The 12974-nt window shown below is 68.3% G+C and carries 16 protein-coding genes and 1 pseudogene; 11 read left to right on the top strand and 6 right to left on the bottom strand.

Annotated features, from left to right (window positions below; genetic code table 11):
* Nucleotides 1–11 precede the first annotated feature (11 nt).
* The 8 genes from ACIBJH_RS01865 (at nt 12) to ACIBJH_RS01830 (ending at nt 6794) form a co-directional block, all read left to right on the top strand.
* A complete protein-coding gene (locus ACIBJH_RS01865; RefSeq protein WP_399114891.1) occupies nt 12–953 on the top strand; it encodes a type II secretion system F family protein in 942 nt (313 codons plus the stop codon).
* Nucleotides 954–966: 13 nt separating this feature from the next.
* Nucleotides 967–1857 carry a DUF5936 domain-containing protein gene (locus ACIBJH_RS01860; protein ID WP_399114890.1) on the top strand — a complete coding sequence of 297 codons (891 nt, stop codon included), beginning with the start codon at nt 967–969 and terminating at the stop codon, nt 1855–1857.
* Between the two features lie 20 nt (nt 1858–1877).
* On the top strand, nt 1878–3575 hold the full coding sequence (locus ACIBJH_RS01855) for a sensor histidine kinase (RefSeq protein WP_399114889.1): 1698 nt from the start codon (nt 1878–1880) through the stop codon (nt 3573–3575).
* A gap of 90 nt (nt 3576–3665) precedes the next feature.
* Nucleotides 3666–4535, top strand: coding sequence for a response regulator (locus ACIBJH_RS01850; RefSeq protein WP_399114888.1), 870 nt, complete (start codon nt 3666–3668; stop codon nt 4533–4535).
* 178 nt (nt 4536–4713) lie between these two features.
* Nucleotides 4714–4950: a hypothetical protein gene (locus tag ACIBJH_RS01845; RefSeq protein WP_399114887.1), complete on the top strand. Its 237-nt coding sequence runs from the start codon at nt 4714–4716 to the stop codon at nt 4948–4950.
* Nucleotides 4950–5552 carry a pilus assembly protein TadG-related protein gene (locus tag ACIBJH_RS01840; protein WP_399114886.1) on the top strand — a complete coding sequence of 201 codons (603 nt, stop codon included), beginning with the start codon at nt 4950–4952 and terminating at the stop codon, nt 5550–5552. Before ACIBJH_RS01845 ends, ACIBJH_RS01840 begins: the two co-directional genes overlap by 1 nt.
* 20 nt (nt 5553–5572) lie before the next feature.
* Nucleotides 5573–6151, top strand: coding sequence for a hypothetical protein (locus tag ACIBJH_RS01835; protein ID WP_399114885.1), 579 nt, complete (start codon nt 5573–5575; stop codon nt 6149–6151).
* A gap of 55 nt (nt 6152–6206) precedes the next feature.
* Complete coding sequence (locus tag ACIBJH_RS01830) at nt 6207–6794, top strand: OmpA family protein (protein WP_399115573.1); 588 nt, start codon at nt 6207–6209, stop codon at nt 6792–6794.
* Between the two features lie 12 nt (nt 6795–6806).
* Here the strand turns inward: ACIBJH_RS01830 and ACIBJH_RS01825 are convergent, their stop codons facing one another.
* Complete coding sequence (locus ACIBJH_RS01825) at nt 6807–7103, bottom strand: GntR family transcriptional regulator (protein WP_399114884.1); 297 nt, start codon at nt 7101–7103, stop codon at nt 6807–6809.
* A 160-nt stretch (nt 7104–7263) separates the two neighbouring features.
* Between ACIBJH_RS01825 and ACIBJH_RS01820 the strand changes: the two genes are divergently transcribed.
* Nucleotides 7264–7587, top strand: coding sequence for a hypothetical protein (locus tag ACIBJH_RS01820; protein ID WP_399114883.1), 324 nt, complete (start codon nt 7264–7266; stop codon nt 7585–7587).
* A 44-nt stretch (nt 7588–7631) separates the two neighbouring features.
* Nucleotides 7632–7955 (top strand): hypothetical protein, encoded by a 324-nt coding sequence (locus ACIBJH_RS01815; protein WP_399114882.1) that lies wholly within the window; start codon nt 7632–7634, stop codon nt 7953–7955.
* A gap of 122 nt (nt 7956–8077) precedes the next feature.
* On the opposite strand, the gene ACIBJH_RS01810 is transcribed toward ACIBJH_RS01815, so the two are convergent.
* The 5 genes and pseudogenes from ACIBJH_RS01810 to ACIBJH_RS01790 all read right to left on the bottom strand — a co-directional run.
* Entirely contained in the window at nt 8078–8590 is a 513-nt protein-coding gene (locus ACIBJH_RS01810) for a hypothetical protein (RefSeq protein WP_399114881.1), read from the bottom strand.
* Between the two features lie 52 nt (nt 8591–8642).
* The gene (locus tag ACIBJH_RS01805) at nt 8643–9239 is read right to left on the bottom strand and encodes a hypothetical protein (RefSeq protein ID WP_399114880.1); all 597 of its coding nucleotides are present in this window, start codon (nt 9237–9239) and stop codon (nt 8643–8645) included.
* Entirely contained in the window at nt 9236–11116 is a 1881-nt protein-coding gene (locus tag ACIBJH_RS01800) for an alpha/beta hydrolase (protein ID WP_399114879.1), read from the bottom strand. The genes ACIBJH_RS01805 and ACIBJH_RS01800 overlap by 4 nt, the downstream gene beginning before the upstream one ends.
* The gene (locus ACIBJH_RS01795) at nt 11113–11517 is read right to left on the bottom strand and encodes a hypothetical protein (protein WP_399115616.1); all 405 of its coding nucleotides are present in this window, start codon (nt 11515–11517) and stop codon (nt 11113–11115) included. Before ACIBJH_RS01795 ends, ACIBJH_RS01800 begins: the two co-directional genes overlap by 4 nt.
* Nucleotides 11518–11769: 252 nt before the next feature.
* Nucleotides 11770–11919: pseudogene (locus ACIBJH_RS01790) on the bottom strand (helix-turn-helix domain-containing protein); the annotation flags it as partial.
* Nucleotides 11920–12402: 483 nt separating this feature from the next.
* Here ACIBJH_RS01790 and ACIBJH_RS01785 point away from each other — a divergent pair.
* Nucleotides 12403–12921, top strand: coding sequence for a hypothetical protein (locus ACIBJH_RS01785; RefSeq protein ID WP_399114878.1), 519 nt, complete (start codon nt 12403–12405; stop codon nt 12919–12921).
* The last annotated feature ends 53 nt before the right edge of the window (nt 12922–12974 follow it).

Raw genomic sequence — 12974 nt, 5'->3', positions numbered from 1 at the left:
GGACCGACCCCATGGATCTCCAGACGATCGTCACGCTCACCACCGGCATCACCCTGCTGACCTGCGTCCTGGGTGTCGCCGGCGTGCACGCCTACGCCACGGGCAGGGCGCAGCGCGCGGCCCTGGTCGACCGGCTGTCGTCGACCGGACAGATCCCGCTCGGCCGCCCCCGCCGCTTCCGCGCCCTGGACCGCCGGCTGCGCCGCACCCGCCTCGGCCGCAAGCTCGAACTACGCCTTTCGGCAACGGGGTTGGACATGACTCCGGGCGAGTTCTTCGTCTACATGCTGGCCACGGTGGCCGCCCTCTGGCTGATCGGCCAGGCCGCCCTGGCGCCCTTCTTCGGCCCGATCGCGGGGCTGTTGGGCATCGGGGTGGCGATCCAGTTCCTCAACTGGCAGCGCCAGAAACGCATCGAGAAGTTCATCAACCAACTCCCCGAACTGGCCCGCATCATGGCCAACGCCACCCACGCGGGCCTCGCCCTGCGCACCTCGATCAGCATGGCGGCGGAGGAGCTGGAGGCCCCGGCCGGGGAGGAACTCGCCAAGGTGGCCAACCAGTTGGCGGTCGGCGCCTCGATGGACGACGCGCTGGGCGAGCTGGCGGACCGCCTCCCGTCCCGTGAACTCGTCGTACTGGTAACGACGTTGGTGCTCTCGAACAGGGCCGGCGGCCAGGTCGTCAGCGCCCTGCGCAATCTCACCGAGACCCTGGAGGAACGCAAGGAGACCCGCCGCGAGGTCCGCACCCAGCTCTCCCAGGTCAACATGACGGCGTACGCCGTTCCGGTGATGGGCGTGGGCGCCCTCTTCCTGATGGACGGCGTGAAACCCGGCGCCCTGGACCGGATGACGGGCTCCCCGATCGGCCAGGCCTGCGTGATCATCGCCTTCGGGCTGTACGTGGTCGGCTTCGTCCTCATCCGCCGCCTGTCCCGCATCGACGTCTGAGAGGAGGGACCCGATGACGGCACTCGTCCTCGGACTGGTCATGGGCCTCAGCGTGTGGGGCATCTTCGCCGGCGTCCGCATGTACCGCGCGGACGCGAAACTGCCCAGCGACCTGGTCCTGGCGCTGGAGGTCGGCTCGACCCGCACCGGCGCGGTCGACTCCCTCGTCGACCGCCTCGGCATGCGCTACGCGCCCACGGTCCTGCGCCTGATGGGCCCCAAGCAGGTCGCCAAGTACCGCAGGAAGATCGACCTCGCGGGCAACCCCGGCGGCCTGACCATCGACCGCTACGCGGCCCGCCGGGCGGTCTACGGCTTCCTGGGCGGCTTCGGCGGCCTGGTGTTCCTCCTGAAGGGCAACTACCTCCTCGCCCTGATCCTGTTCGCGTTCGGCGCGTTCTGGACCGAGGTCGGCATCTGGTCGGCGATCCGCATCCGCAAGGACGTGATCGAACGGACCCTGCCCGACTTCCTGGACGTGCTCGCGGTGGTGGTCAGCGCGGGGCTGGGCTTCCGCCAGGCGCTGGACCGGGTGGCGTCGAAGTACGAGGGCCCGTGGGCGGACGAACTCCGCATCACGCTCCGCCAGATGGACCTGGGCATGAGCCGCCGCGCGGCCTTCGCCGAACTGCGCCGCCGCAACGACAGCGAGCAGGTCGCCATGTTCGTCACGGCGTTGCAGCAGGGCGAGGAGCTGGGCGCGCCGATCGTCGACACGCTGGTCGCCCTGGCGAAGGACATGCGCCGCACGGACGCGCAGAACGCGCGCAGGAAGGCGGCTCGTGCGGTCCCCAAGGCCACGATGATGATCACCACGTTCATGGTCCCGGCCACGATGCTGCTCCTCGGCGCGGGCCTCCTCCTCGGCTCCGGCACGGACTTCAGCACGATCACGGGCAAGTAGAGGGCGGGGGCGAGCGGCGGATGGCGACGACGGAGGAACGCACAGGACGACTACGACGACGCCCGAAGCCGGCGGAGATCACGACACCGCCGGCGGGAACGGTCCTTCCGGACGACGTCCGGTCCGGGGCAACGGACATACCGGTCACGACGGTGACACCGGCGCTGCCGCCGGGGTGGACGCCGGTGGGGCCGGGGACGCCGGGGACGCCGGGGACGCCGGTGGGTCCGGTGGGTCCGGTGGGACCGGTGGGACCGGTGGGACCGGTGGGTCCGGGGGCGAGGCTGGCCGGGGTGCCGACGCAGCCGGGGTCGGCAGGGCCGGCGGGGTCGGGGATGCCGAAGGCGGGGCGGTCGGCCGACGGCGGACGGATGCCTGATGACGTACGGCTGGCCGCCGATGGCGAGGACGCCCCACAGGGGCCACCCGCACCCGACAACGAAAGTAGTACGGGTGGTGCGGGTGGGAAATCTGTCTCGGCCGAAGGCCGAATCGCTCTGCCCATCCAGATCAGCGCCCTACAGGCAATGTGCCGGCAAGTCTTCGGCTTCCGCCTCGCGATGATCGCCCTCGCCGCCCCCTCCGCCCTCCTCAACGCCAACCCCGGCGTAGCCACCCGCCTCGTAGGCGCAGCCGTGGTCGTCACCTTCATGGCCTCCTACGTCCTGTTCAGGGACTGGGAACGCTTCGGCCCCCTCCTCCTCCGCCACCCCTCCCTCCTCGCCCTGGACACCCTCTTCGCCGCCCTGCTCCTCATCTCCGCCGGCCCCACCAGCACCCTCGCCTACGTCAGCGTCTGCACCCCCCTGCTCGCCGGCATCGTCTACGGCTGGCGCGGCGCCGGCTGCTTCGCCGGTCTCCAGGCCGTGATCCTGCTCCTGGCGCAGACCGCCGCGGCCGACGCCCACCGGGGCGTGGCGCAGGCCTCGCTCCTCCCCGGCCTGTGCGTGATCGCGGGCGCGGTGGGAGTGACCCTGCGCAACCTGATGCTCCGCTTCGGCGAAGCCACGACGGCGTTGACGACGGTTCAGGCCAGGCTGGCGGTGACAGAGGCGGTGGGCGCCGAACGGGCCCGCCTGGCCCGCGAGTTGCACGACTCCGTGGCAAAAACCCTGCACGGCGTGGCACTCGCGGCGGACGGCCTGGTCGGCTCGGCGGGCGCGGACCGCATGGACCCGACCCTGGTGAAACAGCAGGCGGAACTGGTGGCCCGCTCGGCACGCCGGGCCGCCGCGGAGTCCCGCGAACTCCTGGCGGACCTGCGCCGCGAGTCCGACCCGGACGAGGGCACGGACGTACTGGTCGAACTGGCAGCCCGCACAAGGGACTTCAGCATCAGAACCGGCCTGCCCACGACCTACCGCCCCACCGGCGAACACGGCGTACCGCCGGTCCCGCCCGCCGTGGCGCGCCAACTCCTCACCATCGCGACGGAGGCGATGGAGAACGCCCACCGCCACGCGGCGCCCACCAAGGTCGACGTACGGGCCGGAGTCCACGACAGCCTGCTCCGCATCAGCGTCTACGACGACGGCCGCGGCCTGCCTCCCGGCACGACCCTCGAACAGCTGCGCAGGGCGGGCCACTTCGGCCTGGTCGGCATGGTGGAGCGGGCGGCTTCGGTGGGTGCCCGCATCCGTATCGGCCGGGGCGACCACCCCAAGGGCACGGAAGTCCGCCTGGAACTCCCGCTGGACGCCCTGACGACGAAGACGTAACCACACCGCACGCATACGACCCCTACGACCCCTACGACCCCTACGACCCCTACGACCCCTACGACTCCGACGACCCGAGAGGAGGCAGCCATGCCGGACCACACGACGCCCCACCCCGGCGCGCCGCAGCCGACCCCGTTCCCCAACTTCCCGCAGCCCGCTCCGACTTCGGTTCTCCGGGTCGTGGTGGCCGACGACAACCCGGTGGTCCGGGCCGGCCTGACGGCGCTGCTGTCGGGCCGCGCGGACATCACGGTCGTGGCGGAGGCGACGGACGGCCGCGAGGCCTACGAGGCGGCTCGGTCGTACCGCCCCGACGTGGTCCTCCTGGACGTACGCATGCCGGGCGTGGACGGCATCTCCGCGCTTCCCTACCTGGTGGGGATCGCGCCGGTCGTGATGCTCACGTACAGCAGGGAGTCGGAGATAGTCCAGGAGGCGCTGCGCCGGGGGGCGGGCGGTTATCTGGTCCACGGAGAGTTCACGGCGGACGAACTGGTGGCCGCCGTAAGGGACATCAAGCAGGGCAGGGCCCACTTCACGCCGTCGGCGGCGGGGGCGCTCCTGGCCCAGCTGCGCCAGGAGCGGACAGGCCCGGCACTGCCCGAGGGCCTGGGCTCGTACGAGCATCAACTAAGTGCGAATGCACACGGATTCCAGACCTCTACTGCCCCTGTTTCGCGAAGTTCTTCGGAGAAGCTTTCGCAACTGCAACCGAATGTGGGACAGTTGGCGTCGGACAGGTCACGGTTCCAACTGAGCGCGAGGGAGGCGGAGATCATGGACCACATCGCGTCCGGCATGACCAACCAACAGATCGCCGCCACCTGCTTCATCTCCGAGAAGACCGTCAAGAACCACATCAACCGCATCTTCGCCAAACTCCACAGCACCAGCCGCTCCGAGGCCGCCGCCAAGTGGCTCGGCACGGCCCCGGGTTCGGCCCGAGGGCTGGGGTGAACCGCGGTGACACGACGAGACGACACACGGGCCCAGGGCGACGGCCGGGACTCCGATTGGGCCCGGGATTGGGCCCTGGGACCCTCTGACACAAGGGGAGTTCAGGCATACGGTTCTCCTGTCGAAAGCGCCGCCGGCGACGAGGAAGCCGGTAACGCGTCACTCGGAGGGGAACACCATGAGCGACCTGATGCTGAAGACCGCCGTCGCGACCAAGGTCCGCGTGAACAACTGGAAGAACACGACCGTCGCGGCCGTTCGACGCCGCGCCGGCGACGAGGGGCAGACCGCGGTGGAGTACCTGGGCATCATCGCGGTGGTCGTGGCGATCGTGCTGGCGATCACTGGTACGGACATCGGCAAGTCGATCTACGATGGGATCACGAAGAAGATCACCGAGGTCACCGGCGGTTGATGCGGCTGCGTAGGTCGAGCGACGCAGGGCAGGCCTTCCCCATCTACATCACGGTGGTGGCAGGTCTGCTCTTTCTTGCGTTCGCCTACGTCGCGGTCGGCCAGGCCGCGGTGAACCGGGGTGGAGCCCAGACAGCTGCCGACGCTGCGGCCCTCGCGGCGGCCCAGGACACCCGGGACCAACTCGCGGACGAGTGGGTGAAGAACGTACTCGACCCGACCAAGTGGCGGGACATCTTCGACGGCAAGGTACTGGGACTCGCCGACTCGTGCGGGCACGCCGACCAACTCGCAGGGCAGAATGACGCCTACGTGACCGGTTGCGGGCCGTCGGCCGGGCTGCCTCCTGGCTACACGGTCGAAGTCCGGACCGACAAGTCGGTTGGAGAGTCGATCGTTCCCGGCACGGAGAATAAGCACTCCAACGCCTCTGCCACCGCAGTGATCGAGCCGCTCTGCACGTTCCAACTCCCCGGCGAGGACGCGGGGGACGACGTGCTGCCGAAACTCACCTGCAAGGACAGGGACTGGGACCTCGACCCGCAGGACCTCACTGGTCTCCCGCGACCCGAGGACCTTTTCGACGTCCATCTGGCCGACTGACAAGCGAAAGAAGCGGAGTCATGAGCATTCGGTTCACAACGAAGGCCCGCAAGGGGATGGTCGCGGTGACGGTCGCGGTCGGTCTGGCCCTCGGGATGGCCGGCTGCGGCGGAGGCGGCGACGCCAAGAAGCCCGATGCGACCACTTCCGCTTCCAAGGGCGGCGGATCCAACGCGAGCGCCCAGGAAGGCCAGTCGGACCAGCCGTTGGCTGAAGTCCGGGGCCCGGACGGGCTGCTTCTCGACATCACATCCGCGGATCGCGACTCGGGCGGCTTCCTTACCGTCAACGCGGATCTGAAGAACGACGGAAGCGAGACAGCCATCATCTCGTCCCAACTCACGGGCAACGAGACCGAGATCATGAAGAACGGCCAGTCGTTCGGTGGGGCCACGCTCGTGGATTCCAAGGGGAAGAAGCGCTATTACGTACTCCGCGACACCGACGGGAGGCCGCTTACCACGACCGGCCTCACGACGATCAGGGCAGGCGAGACGAAGGTCGTCTTCATGCAGTTCCCCGCCCCGCCGTCCACCACCACCGAAGTCTCCTTCGAACTACCCACGTTCTCCGTCGCCACCATCAAGATCTCCGGATGAGGCGACAGTGACCACCACCCCCCGTCTCCCCCTCGTCGTGGCCGCCGCCACCCTCATGGTCGCCGCGAACATCGTCGGCGCGGTCGCGGCCCACGCCGCCGACACCCCGAGCCCCAGCGTCCCCCCGGGCACCGACGCCTCCGCCTCCGCCCCGGTGCAGGTCGACCCGAACGACCCCGACCTGAAGCTCCCCGAGGGCGCCACGCTCGCCACCCCCAAGGTCCTGGACATCAAGTCCGTCGTGGAGGACCAGGGCGGCGAGGAACGCCGCGAGGACACCAACTCCGACGTCACCTTCGCCCTCCAGGCCGAGGTCCTCTTCAGCAAGGACAGCGCGAAGCTGAGCGCCGCGTCGAAGTCCCGTATCGACGCGATCGCCGCGGAGATCAAGAAGCAGAACGCGACCACGGTCCGCGTCTTCGGCTTCACCGACAACCTCGGCTCCTCCGCCCACGGCGACGTCCTCTCCAAGCAGCGCGCCGACGCCGTACAGGCCGTCCTGGACGCGGACCTGAACGACCCGAACATCACCTTCGAAGTACGCGGCTACGGCGAGCAGTACCCGATCGCCGACAACTCCACGGAGGCCGGCCGCAAGAAGAACCGCAGGGTCGAGGTGACCTTCCCGCGCACGGAGAGCTGACGTGGACGGCCGTCAGTCGGTGCTCTCGATCTTGGCGGGCGCGTCGGCGGACGGCTTGTCCACAACGAACGAGCCTTTGCCTCGCACGGTGACGATGAGTCCTCGTTCGCGGAGTTCCTGTGCGGCACGTCGTGCCGTGAGCCGTGCGACGCCGTACTCGTTGGCGAGGTGGTTCTCCGAGGGGATAGGCCTGTCCGGCACAAGTTCGCCGGACTTGATCTTCCCGGCGACCACGTCAGCCAACTGGACATAGAGCGGTCTGGCGCTCATGGGGTCCAAGGGCGACTTCGTTTCCTCTGCATCGCTCATATGTCCAACGTAGGTATGCCTCGATCTGCACAATTGAGTGGATCCCTCTGTACTTGTATACAGAGGGCTGTGCTCCGATGTAGTGTCCGAAGGGAACAGAGACCCCGGCGAGGTGGCTAGACCTCCCGGGGCATGGCCAACCTGAAGGAAGCAGGTCGACATGCACGACCTTATCCGCCGCCTCGCCGCGTGGCTGAGCCACCTGCTCGCCCCCGGGACGGGGAGCCATCGCGCCGGGGCTCACCCCGCAGCCGTACCCGCCCATCGTGAAGGCTCGCCCTTCTCCCTTCCCGTCCACCGCTCTCCCTACGGTCTCGACATCCCCCTCGACGCCACCGAAGCCGGTCTGGTCCGCCCCTATCTCGTCTCTCACGAGCGGGAACTCGTCCGTCGGCGGTGTCGGCGCCTCGCGCGCGTGGTGGCCGCGGACTTCGGGATCGAACTGGGCCGGTATCCGGCCGGTGCGACGGAGGCGGCAGCGTGATGAGGTCGATGAAGAAGGGGGAGTTGAACGAACCGGGGGAATCGGTGAGTACTGTCACGCCCCTCCGTCTACTGCCGTGGCCGTCGCCGGAGGGTAAGCCCTGCTATCTGTCGACCGACAGCGAGGGCGGGTACCTGTCGCGCCTCGCGGACGAGATGGAGGCCGTACAACTCGGCCTGGCCGCCGACGTGTTGAGCGGTGCCGGGAAGGTGCTGGACGACCCCATGTCCCCGTACACCGAGGTGCGATACGTGGCCATCCGGCTCGCCGAGTGCCTGACCGACGTCGTACGTGTAGCCGAGTCGCGGGGCACCCGCCTGGACCCGCCGCACTCGGAGGCCGACGGCGGTAGGAACGAGATTCTTTGAGGTTGAACGGCGCCCGGACCGCCCCTCCCGGGGGGTGAGTTGCAGAAGTGTGACACTTTCCACTCGAAGTGTCACGCTTTCGCAGGGCAGGCCCTCCCCGGCAGACACTGCGGCTGATGACCTCACAGCTTGCCGAAGACCACTCCCCGCCAGGTCCAGCCGGACTTGAGGACGGTGTCGCGCAGGGGCTCGCGCATCTGGGCGCTGTCGAAACGGAAGGTCTCCGTCGCCTCAAGGCGACCGTCGGCACAACGTCCGACGGTCCACTGGCGGCTCACGGTCCGGCTGGGCCCGCGCGCGTACTCCGACGTCACCTGAAGTCTCGTCGGAGTTCCGACCCGGCTGAGCTCCCACTGCTCCTCAAGAGCGCGCACTTCGTGTTTTTCGTGGTTCAACCGCATCCGGATCCGCACGGCGTGACTGACCTCGGACCGGACGAAGACCTGCTGCCAGGCGGGCTCCGTCAACCGCCACTCCGCGAGGAGGTCACACCGCTCACCGCCGCCGTAACGGACGACGTACGGAACCTCGGGCTGGTTGAGGCCGAGCAGGGCCGCCCGCAACTCCTCCCCGGGAACCGGCGACACCCCTTCTGGCGGGGGCTGGGTGCCGGTCAACTTGTCGAAGAGTCTCATGGGGTCTACCTACGGAGGTCGGGGCGGACGGCGCAATCCGCACCGACGCCGGTCAGTACTCCTTGCTGAGGTCGGTGCCTTCAGGGGCGCGGTAGCAGCCGGAGACGACGGTGACCGCGAGCAGTGGTTCCTTCTCTCCGGACGGACCCGTGATGTGTAGTGAGGCGTTGACCGAAAATGGTTCCGTCCTCGAATCAGCGGTGAGTTCGAGGTTCTTGTTCGCGCTCGTGTCGGGGCCGTAATCGACGATCTTCCAGCCGTTCTTGGGGAGTGCTTCCCGGAGCCGTTGGAATCCGGCCTTCAGCTTGTCGGGCGTCACGTCATAGATCGACCAGGGGTGGTCCATGCGGTAGAGGTGATCGGGATCCTTGTCGCAGAGGGCGACGCCGGCACCTCCCCCCGCCACCTTGCCTTCTTTGATGCCGATCATGTCGAGGATCTGGCTGGAGAGATGGTCAGCCTTCGCTCTGGCCTTATCCACAGCCAGGGTGGTCGGCTCGGGGCTGCCAGTGCTACGGGCGTTGCTGGCGTCGTTCGCGTCCTTCGAGTTCACGTCTTCTGAGCATCCCGTCATGACGAGGGGCAGGATCATGGCCACGGTGAATGTGGCGAGTCGACGCTGGGCTGACCGATGGCTGAGACTGTTCACTTGTCTTCCTTCACATCGCCGTAATTGCCAACCACGACCGCCGCCTGGTTCTGCAACGACAGAGACCCCTCGTTCCAGTAGCCGCTGTGGCCGCTGGTGTTCACGTCCATCCGATGTGCCCCGAACGCCTCGTCGGACGGGATGGTCGTGACGTATCCGGCGTTGTAGGGAACCCCGTGGTAGTACTCCACCCCCCATTTCTCGCCGCCCAGGAACGATCGGCCGATGTAGGGCACAGGATCGTCACTGGCGGCCTCGGACCACACGTGTTCGCTGCCCACGCCCAGGTCGCTCGCGTCGCCCACCAGCATGCCCGGGCTACCGGCGACCACGATGTCGTCGGCGGCGATGTGGTGTTCCTTGGTGGCGGCGCCGACGACGGTTGTGCCGTAGCTGTGCGCGATGACCGTCGTGTGGCTGGCGTCGGCGCCGCCCTGGGCGGTCTGCAGGCCGTCCAGGAAGTTGTTCAGCTCGGGCGCGGAGTCGTAGGCGTAGCTGGCCCGGGGAGAGTCGGTGAGGATGTTCTGCGGGGCGTCGTAGCCAATCCAGGTGATGGTGGAGGTGGATTCGCCGGGGGCCACCTGATGCGCCCGCCGCCATGTCACCGTCATCCGGTTGATGCCGCCGGTCGCGTTCTCCAGTTTCGCCCCCGTCCCCGGCACGTACACAGCCGTGTTGTCCGCCGTGTCCGGGTTCCCGTTGGCGATGATCGCGTGCCCGTCGCCCTTGGTGTCGAAGCCGAGCAGGTACGCCTGCGGCAGGCCGGACTCGCCGTTCTTGCCGGGCGCGCCGCTCGCGTCCAGTCTGGCCTGGACCGCGTCCATTCCCTTGAGCTGGGACCGTAGCCGCAGGCCGCCCTTCTCCTGCCACTGCCGCCAGCTCGGGTTGACGACAGTGGTGGGAGGATCACCGGCCTGGATGTAGTGGGACGGCTCGGGCCCCAGGCGCTCGTACCGCTGCCACACCTGTGCCCGGGTCTCCGCCAGCACCATCCGGTTGGAGGTGTCGCGAACCTCGGACGGCAGGCCGTCGAGCGCGCCGATCTCGGCCGGATAGAGCGTCGCGTACTCGTCGCGTTGGTCGGCGGTGAGGCTGTCCCACCACTTCCTGTTCGCGGCGGGGGCGGCACCGTGCGGAATGCTCTTCTTGTCGAGGAAGCCACCCACGGTCTTGCGGACGGCCTTCATGTCCGCGGCGGCGTCGATCAGCATGTCGTCGGTGACGTCCAGCCCGGCCGGGGCCTTGAGTCTGCGGAGCACCGGCGCGTAGCGGGCGTCGATCTCGCCCGCGGCGCGCACGGCGTTCGCGATGCGTTCGGCGATGTCCTCGGCCTTGGCCCTGTTGGGGTTGTCGCCGCCCTCGCCCTTTCCGGGCAGGTAGGGGACGAGTGAACCCGCTCGCGCCGTGCCGCCGCCCGCACCCGGGGCGAACGGAAGGGAAGGGCTCACCGGTTCCGTGCCCGGGACGTACGGACCGTAAGGGACCATCGACGTGCCGTCCTCCGAGACGGGCGGAGGATACGTGACCGAACCGTCCTCGTTCACCGTGAACGTGAGCGCTTCGGCGTCCTGCAAGGCCTGGCTCAGTGTTCGCTGAGGCCCTTCGAGGTCGGCGGCGAGGGATTCCAGAGTCGTCCGGAGGAGGCCGCATTCGGCATGGACGTACTGGTAGTTGCGGCTGAGCCGATCCAGGTCACCGGCCGCCGCGGTGGCTGTCTCGCCCTTCTGGGTGGACCTGACCGGAAGGGTCATCTCCCGGTCGACCCGGAGGCGGACGGTGTCGGCGCGGTGGCTGACGTTGCGCCAGCCCTCGGCTGCGTCCCGGTATTCGGACAGCTTCAGGTCGCGCAGTTGCTGCCAGGTGGGCACCGTCGTCACCGCGCCCAGTCCGGGGTGTTGCCCGTCCGGACACCGCCTGCCCGGCTCGCGACCTGGTGGTCGACCTCGCCGAAGTGCTTCCCGGTGCCGGCCAGGGTTCCGTGCAGTCGGCCGCATTCGTCACGGACCGCCGTGAGCCGGGCCTCCCAGGTTGCGCGTGTCTCGTTCAGCGCGGTCGTGCAGTCGAACCCCTTGGTGCCGCTCGTCAGACCGGCGTCGGCTTCTTTGAGGTCTGTCAGACCGCTGTTGGTGTCGGTGCGCAGTTCGTCCGCGACGCCGGACGCGCTCGTCCACGGCGTCCTGCTGATCCGCAGGTCGGCGTCGCCGCCGCTTTCGGTGCCGCTCGCGCCCCCGGTCGCGGTGCTGCCGCCCCCTCCGCCGTCGAGGTTCGCCAGTTGCATGCGGGCACCTCCCGCAGCACCGGCGCGGGGCGGAACGCCCACGGCCGACTCCCAGTCAAACCCCACGTGTCTGCCCCTCCCACGCCATGCGTGGCCCCCCAAGTCCCTTAGTGCGCCGCCGTGTTGCTGTGAACGCGCGACCTCGACACCGCCCGTCGAAAAGCACAGTAGCGAGACCTCATCACGGGCCCCATCCGTATCGGCCACCAGACCTGCCTGAGTACCCGTACTCAGGCAGGCATCCGCCCCCCCGATGCCCGACTCCATGTTGGACACCTTCGTGCGGTCCAGCCCGAGCAGACCTGCTGCGTACTCGGTGGTCCTGCCCGCCGCAAGCCGCATCTTGCGCAACTCGGCGCCCAGGCGTCGCTGACGTTCGGTTGGCGCGGGCCGTGTGGGCAGTGACTGGCGAGTCCGTCCATGACGGGAGCCTCGGTCCGTTCGAAGCGGCCTTCGGGAACATCGTCGCCGCGCCGTGACCGGCAACTTCTCCTGACCGACCGGACTTTGAAACAGCCCTGGTGGACAGCGCGCGTACACCGCCGAAAAGCTGCCCCGAGACGCTTGAACGCCGCTTTTGGTTGTGCACGAATCTCATACCGATGCAGTCGCGAGCGCATTCCAAGTAACCGCTTACAACGAACTAATCCGGCTGTTTTCGGAGTGTACCGGACCTGGTCAATTCCATGGCGGCCTGAGAGAATTATTCGCCGGTACCCCCACGGATGACATAAACATCTCCGAATGCGATATCACCTCAACTGCGGGCATCCCGGCCCAGGCTACCAACCGTATAACCGGGATGCCGCGCAGTGGAACACGACAGGAGTGGAATCTGTGCGTCCCCTGTTCATGATACGGCGATTAGCGACCGTGTTCTTCGCGGTGCTGGTTCTTTTGGGTCTGACCACTCAGGCTTCGCTGGCCCGGAGCCCCGGACCCACGGGTTCCGCCGTCGCGACCCGCAGCGACGGCATCACCGTCCGGCTGGCCGCGGGGGCCGACACCGCCACCGCCGAGGCGGCCGCGTCGAACCCGCAGGCCGTCGCCGCCGCTTCGACGGTGTGCGGCGGGAGTTACAACACCCTGGCCTACATCGACGCCTCCCTGCCCGGCGACACGGGGGCGGTCAGCGGCAGCATGGCCGCCTACGTGGGCGGCGGGTACCTCTGCATCGTGTTCTACAACCAGACGCCCGGCGGCGCCAACTGGATGTACCTGCAAGCCTGTCCGGGCACCACGACCAGCTCCGCCTGCGGCTATGACTCCGGCACCTTCAGCTCGTATGCCGGCCCTGTGTACATAACGACCGGTTCCGGTGGGTGCTTCACCGTGGCGTATCTGCTGGAGACCGAGGCCGAAACCGGCTATCTCGTCAACGGCAAGGAAAGCTACAGCTGTTAGCGGCGACTGTACTGAAATGAGGCGTAAGCCGATCCCGTTTCAAGCGGTCGAAC

It is taken from the genome of Streptomyces sp. NPDC050548 (genome assembly GCF_044457385.1).
GTDB lineage: Bacteria > Actinomycetota > Actinomycetes > Streptomycetales > Streptomycetaceae > Streptomyces.
This window is presented reverse-complemented; position numbering and strand designations above follow the sequence as displayed.

What these genes read in the sequence shown, in the direction of transcription:
- ACIBJH_RS01840 (WP_399114886.1), top strand. Translation starts at nt 4,950, where the DNA reads ATGCGGCTGCGTAGGTCGAGCGACGCAGGGCAGGCCTTCCCCATCTAC.
- ACIBJH_RS01850 (WP_399114888.1), top strand. Translation starts at nt 3,666, where the DNA reads ATGCCGGACCACACGACGCCCCACCCCGGCGCGCCGCAGCCGACCCCG.
- ACIBJH_RS01820 (WP_399114883.1), top strand. Translation starts at nt 7,264, where the DNA reads ATGCACGACCTTATCCGCCGCCTCGCCGCGTGGCTGAGCCACCTGCTC.
- ACIBJH_RS01845 (WP_399114887.1), top strand. Translation starts at nt 4,714, where the DNA reads ATGAGCGACCTGATGCTGAAGACCGCCGTCGCGACCAAGGTCCGCGTG.
- ACIBJH_RS01860 (WP_399114890.1), top strand. Translation starts at nt 967, where the DNA reads ATGACGGCACTCGTCCTCGGACTGGTCATGGGCCTCAGCGTGTGGGGC.
- ACIBJH_RS01865 (WP_399114891.1), top strand. Translation starts at nt 12, where the DNA reads ATGGATCTCCAGACGATCGTCACGCTCACCACCGGCATCACCCTGCTG.
- ACIBJH_RS01810 (WP_399114881.1), bottom strand. Translation starts at nt 8,590, where the DNA reads ATGAGACTCTTCGACAAGTTGACCGGCACCCAGCCCCCGCCAGAAGGG.
- ACIBJH_RS01830 (WP_399115573.1), top strand. Translation starts at nt 6,207, where the DNA reads ATGGTCGCCGCGAACATCGTCGGCGCGGTCGCGGCCCACGCCGCCGAC.
- ACIBJH_RS01855 (WP_399114889.1), top strand. Translation starts at nt 1,878, where the DNA reads ATGGCGACGACGGAGGAACGCACAGGACGACTACGACGACGCCCGAAG.
- ACIBJH_RS01835 (WP_399114885.1), top strand. Translation starts at nt 5,573, where the DNA reads ATGAGCATTCGGTTCACAACGAAGGCCCGCAAGGGGATGGTCGCGGTG.
- ACIBJH_RS01795 (WP_399115616.1), bottom strand. Translation starts at nt 11,517, where the DNA reads ATGCAACTGGCGAACCTCGACGGCGGAGGGGGCGGCAGCACCGCGACC.
- ACIBJH_RS01825 (WP_399114884.1), bottom strand. Translation starts at nt 7,103, where the DNA reads ATGAGCGATGCAGAGGAAACGAAGTCGCCCTTGGACCCCATGAGCGCC.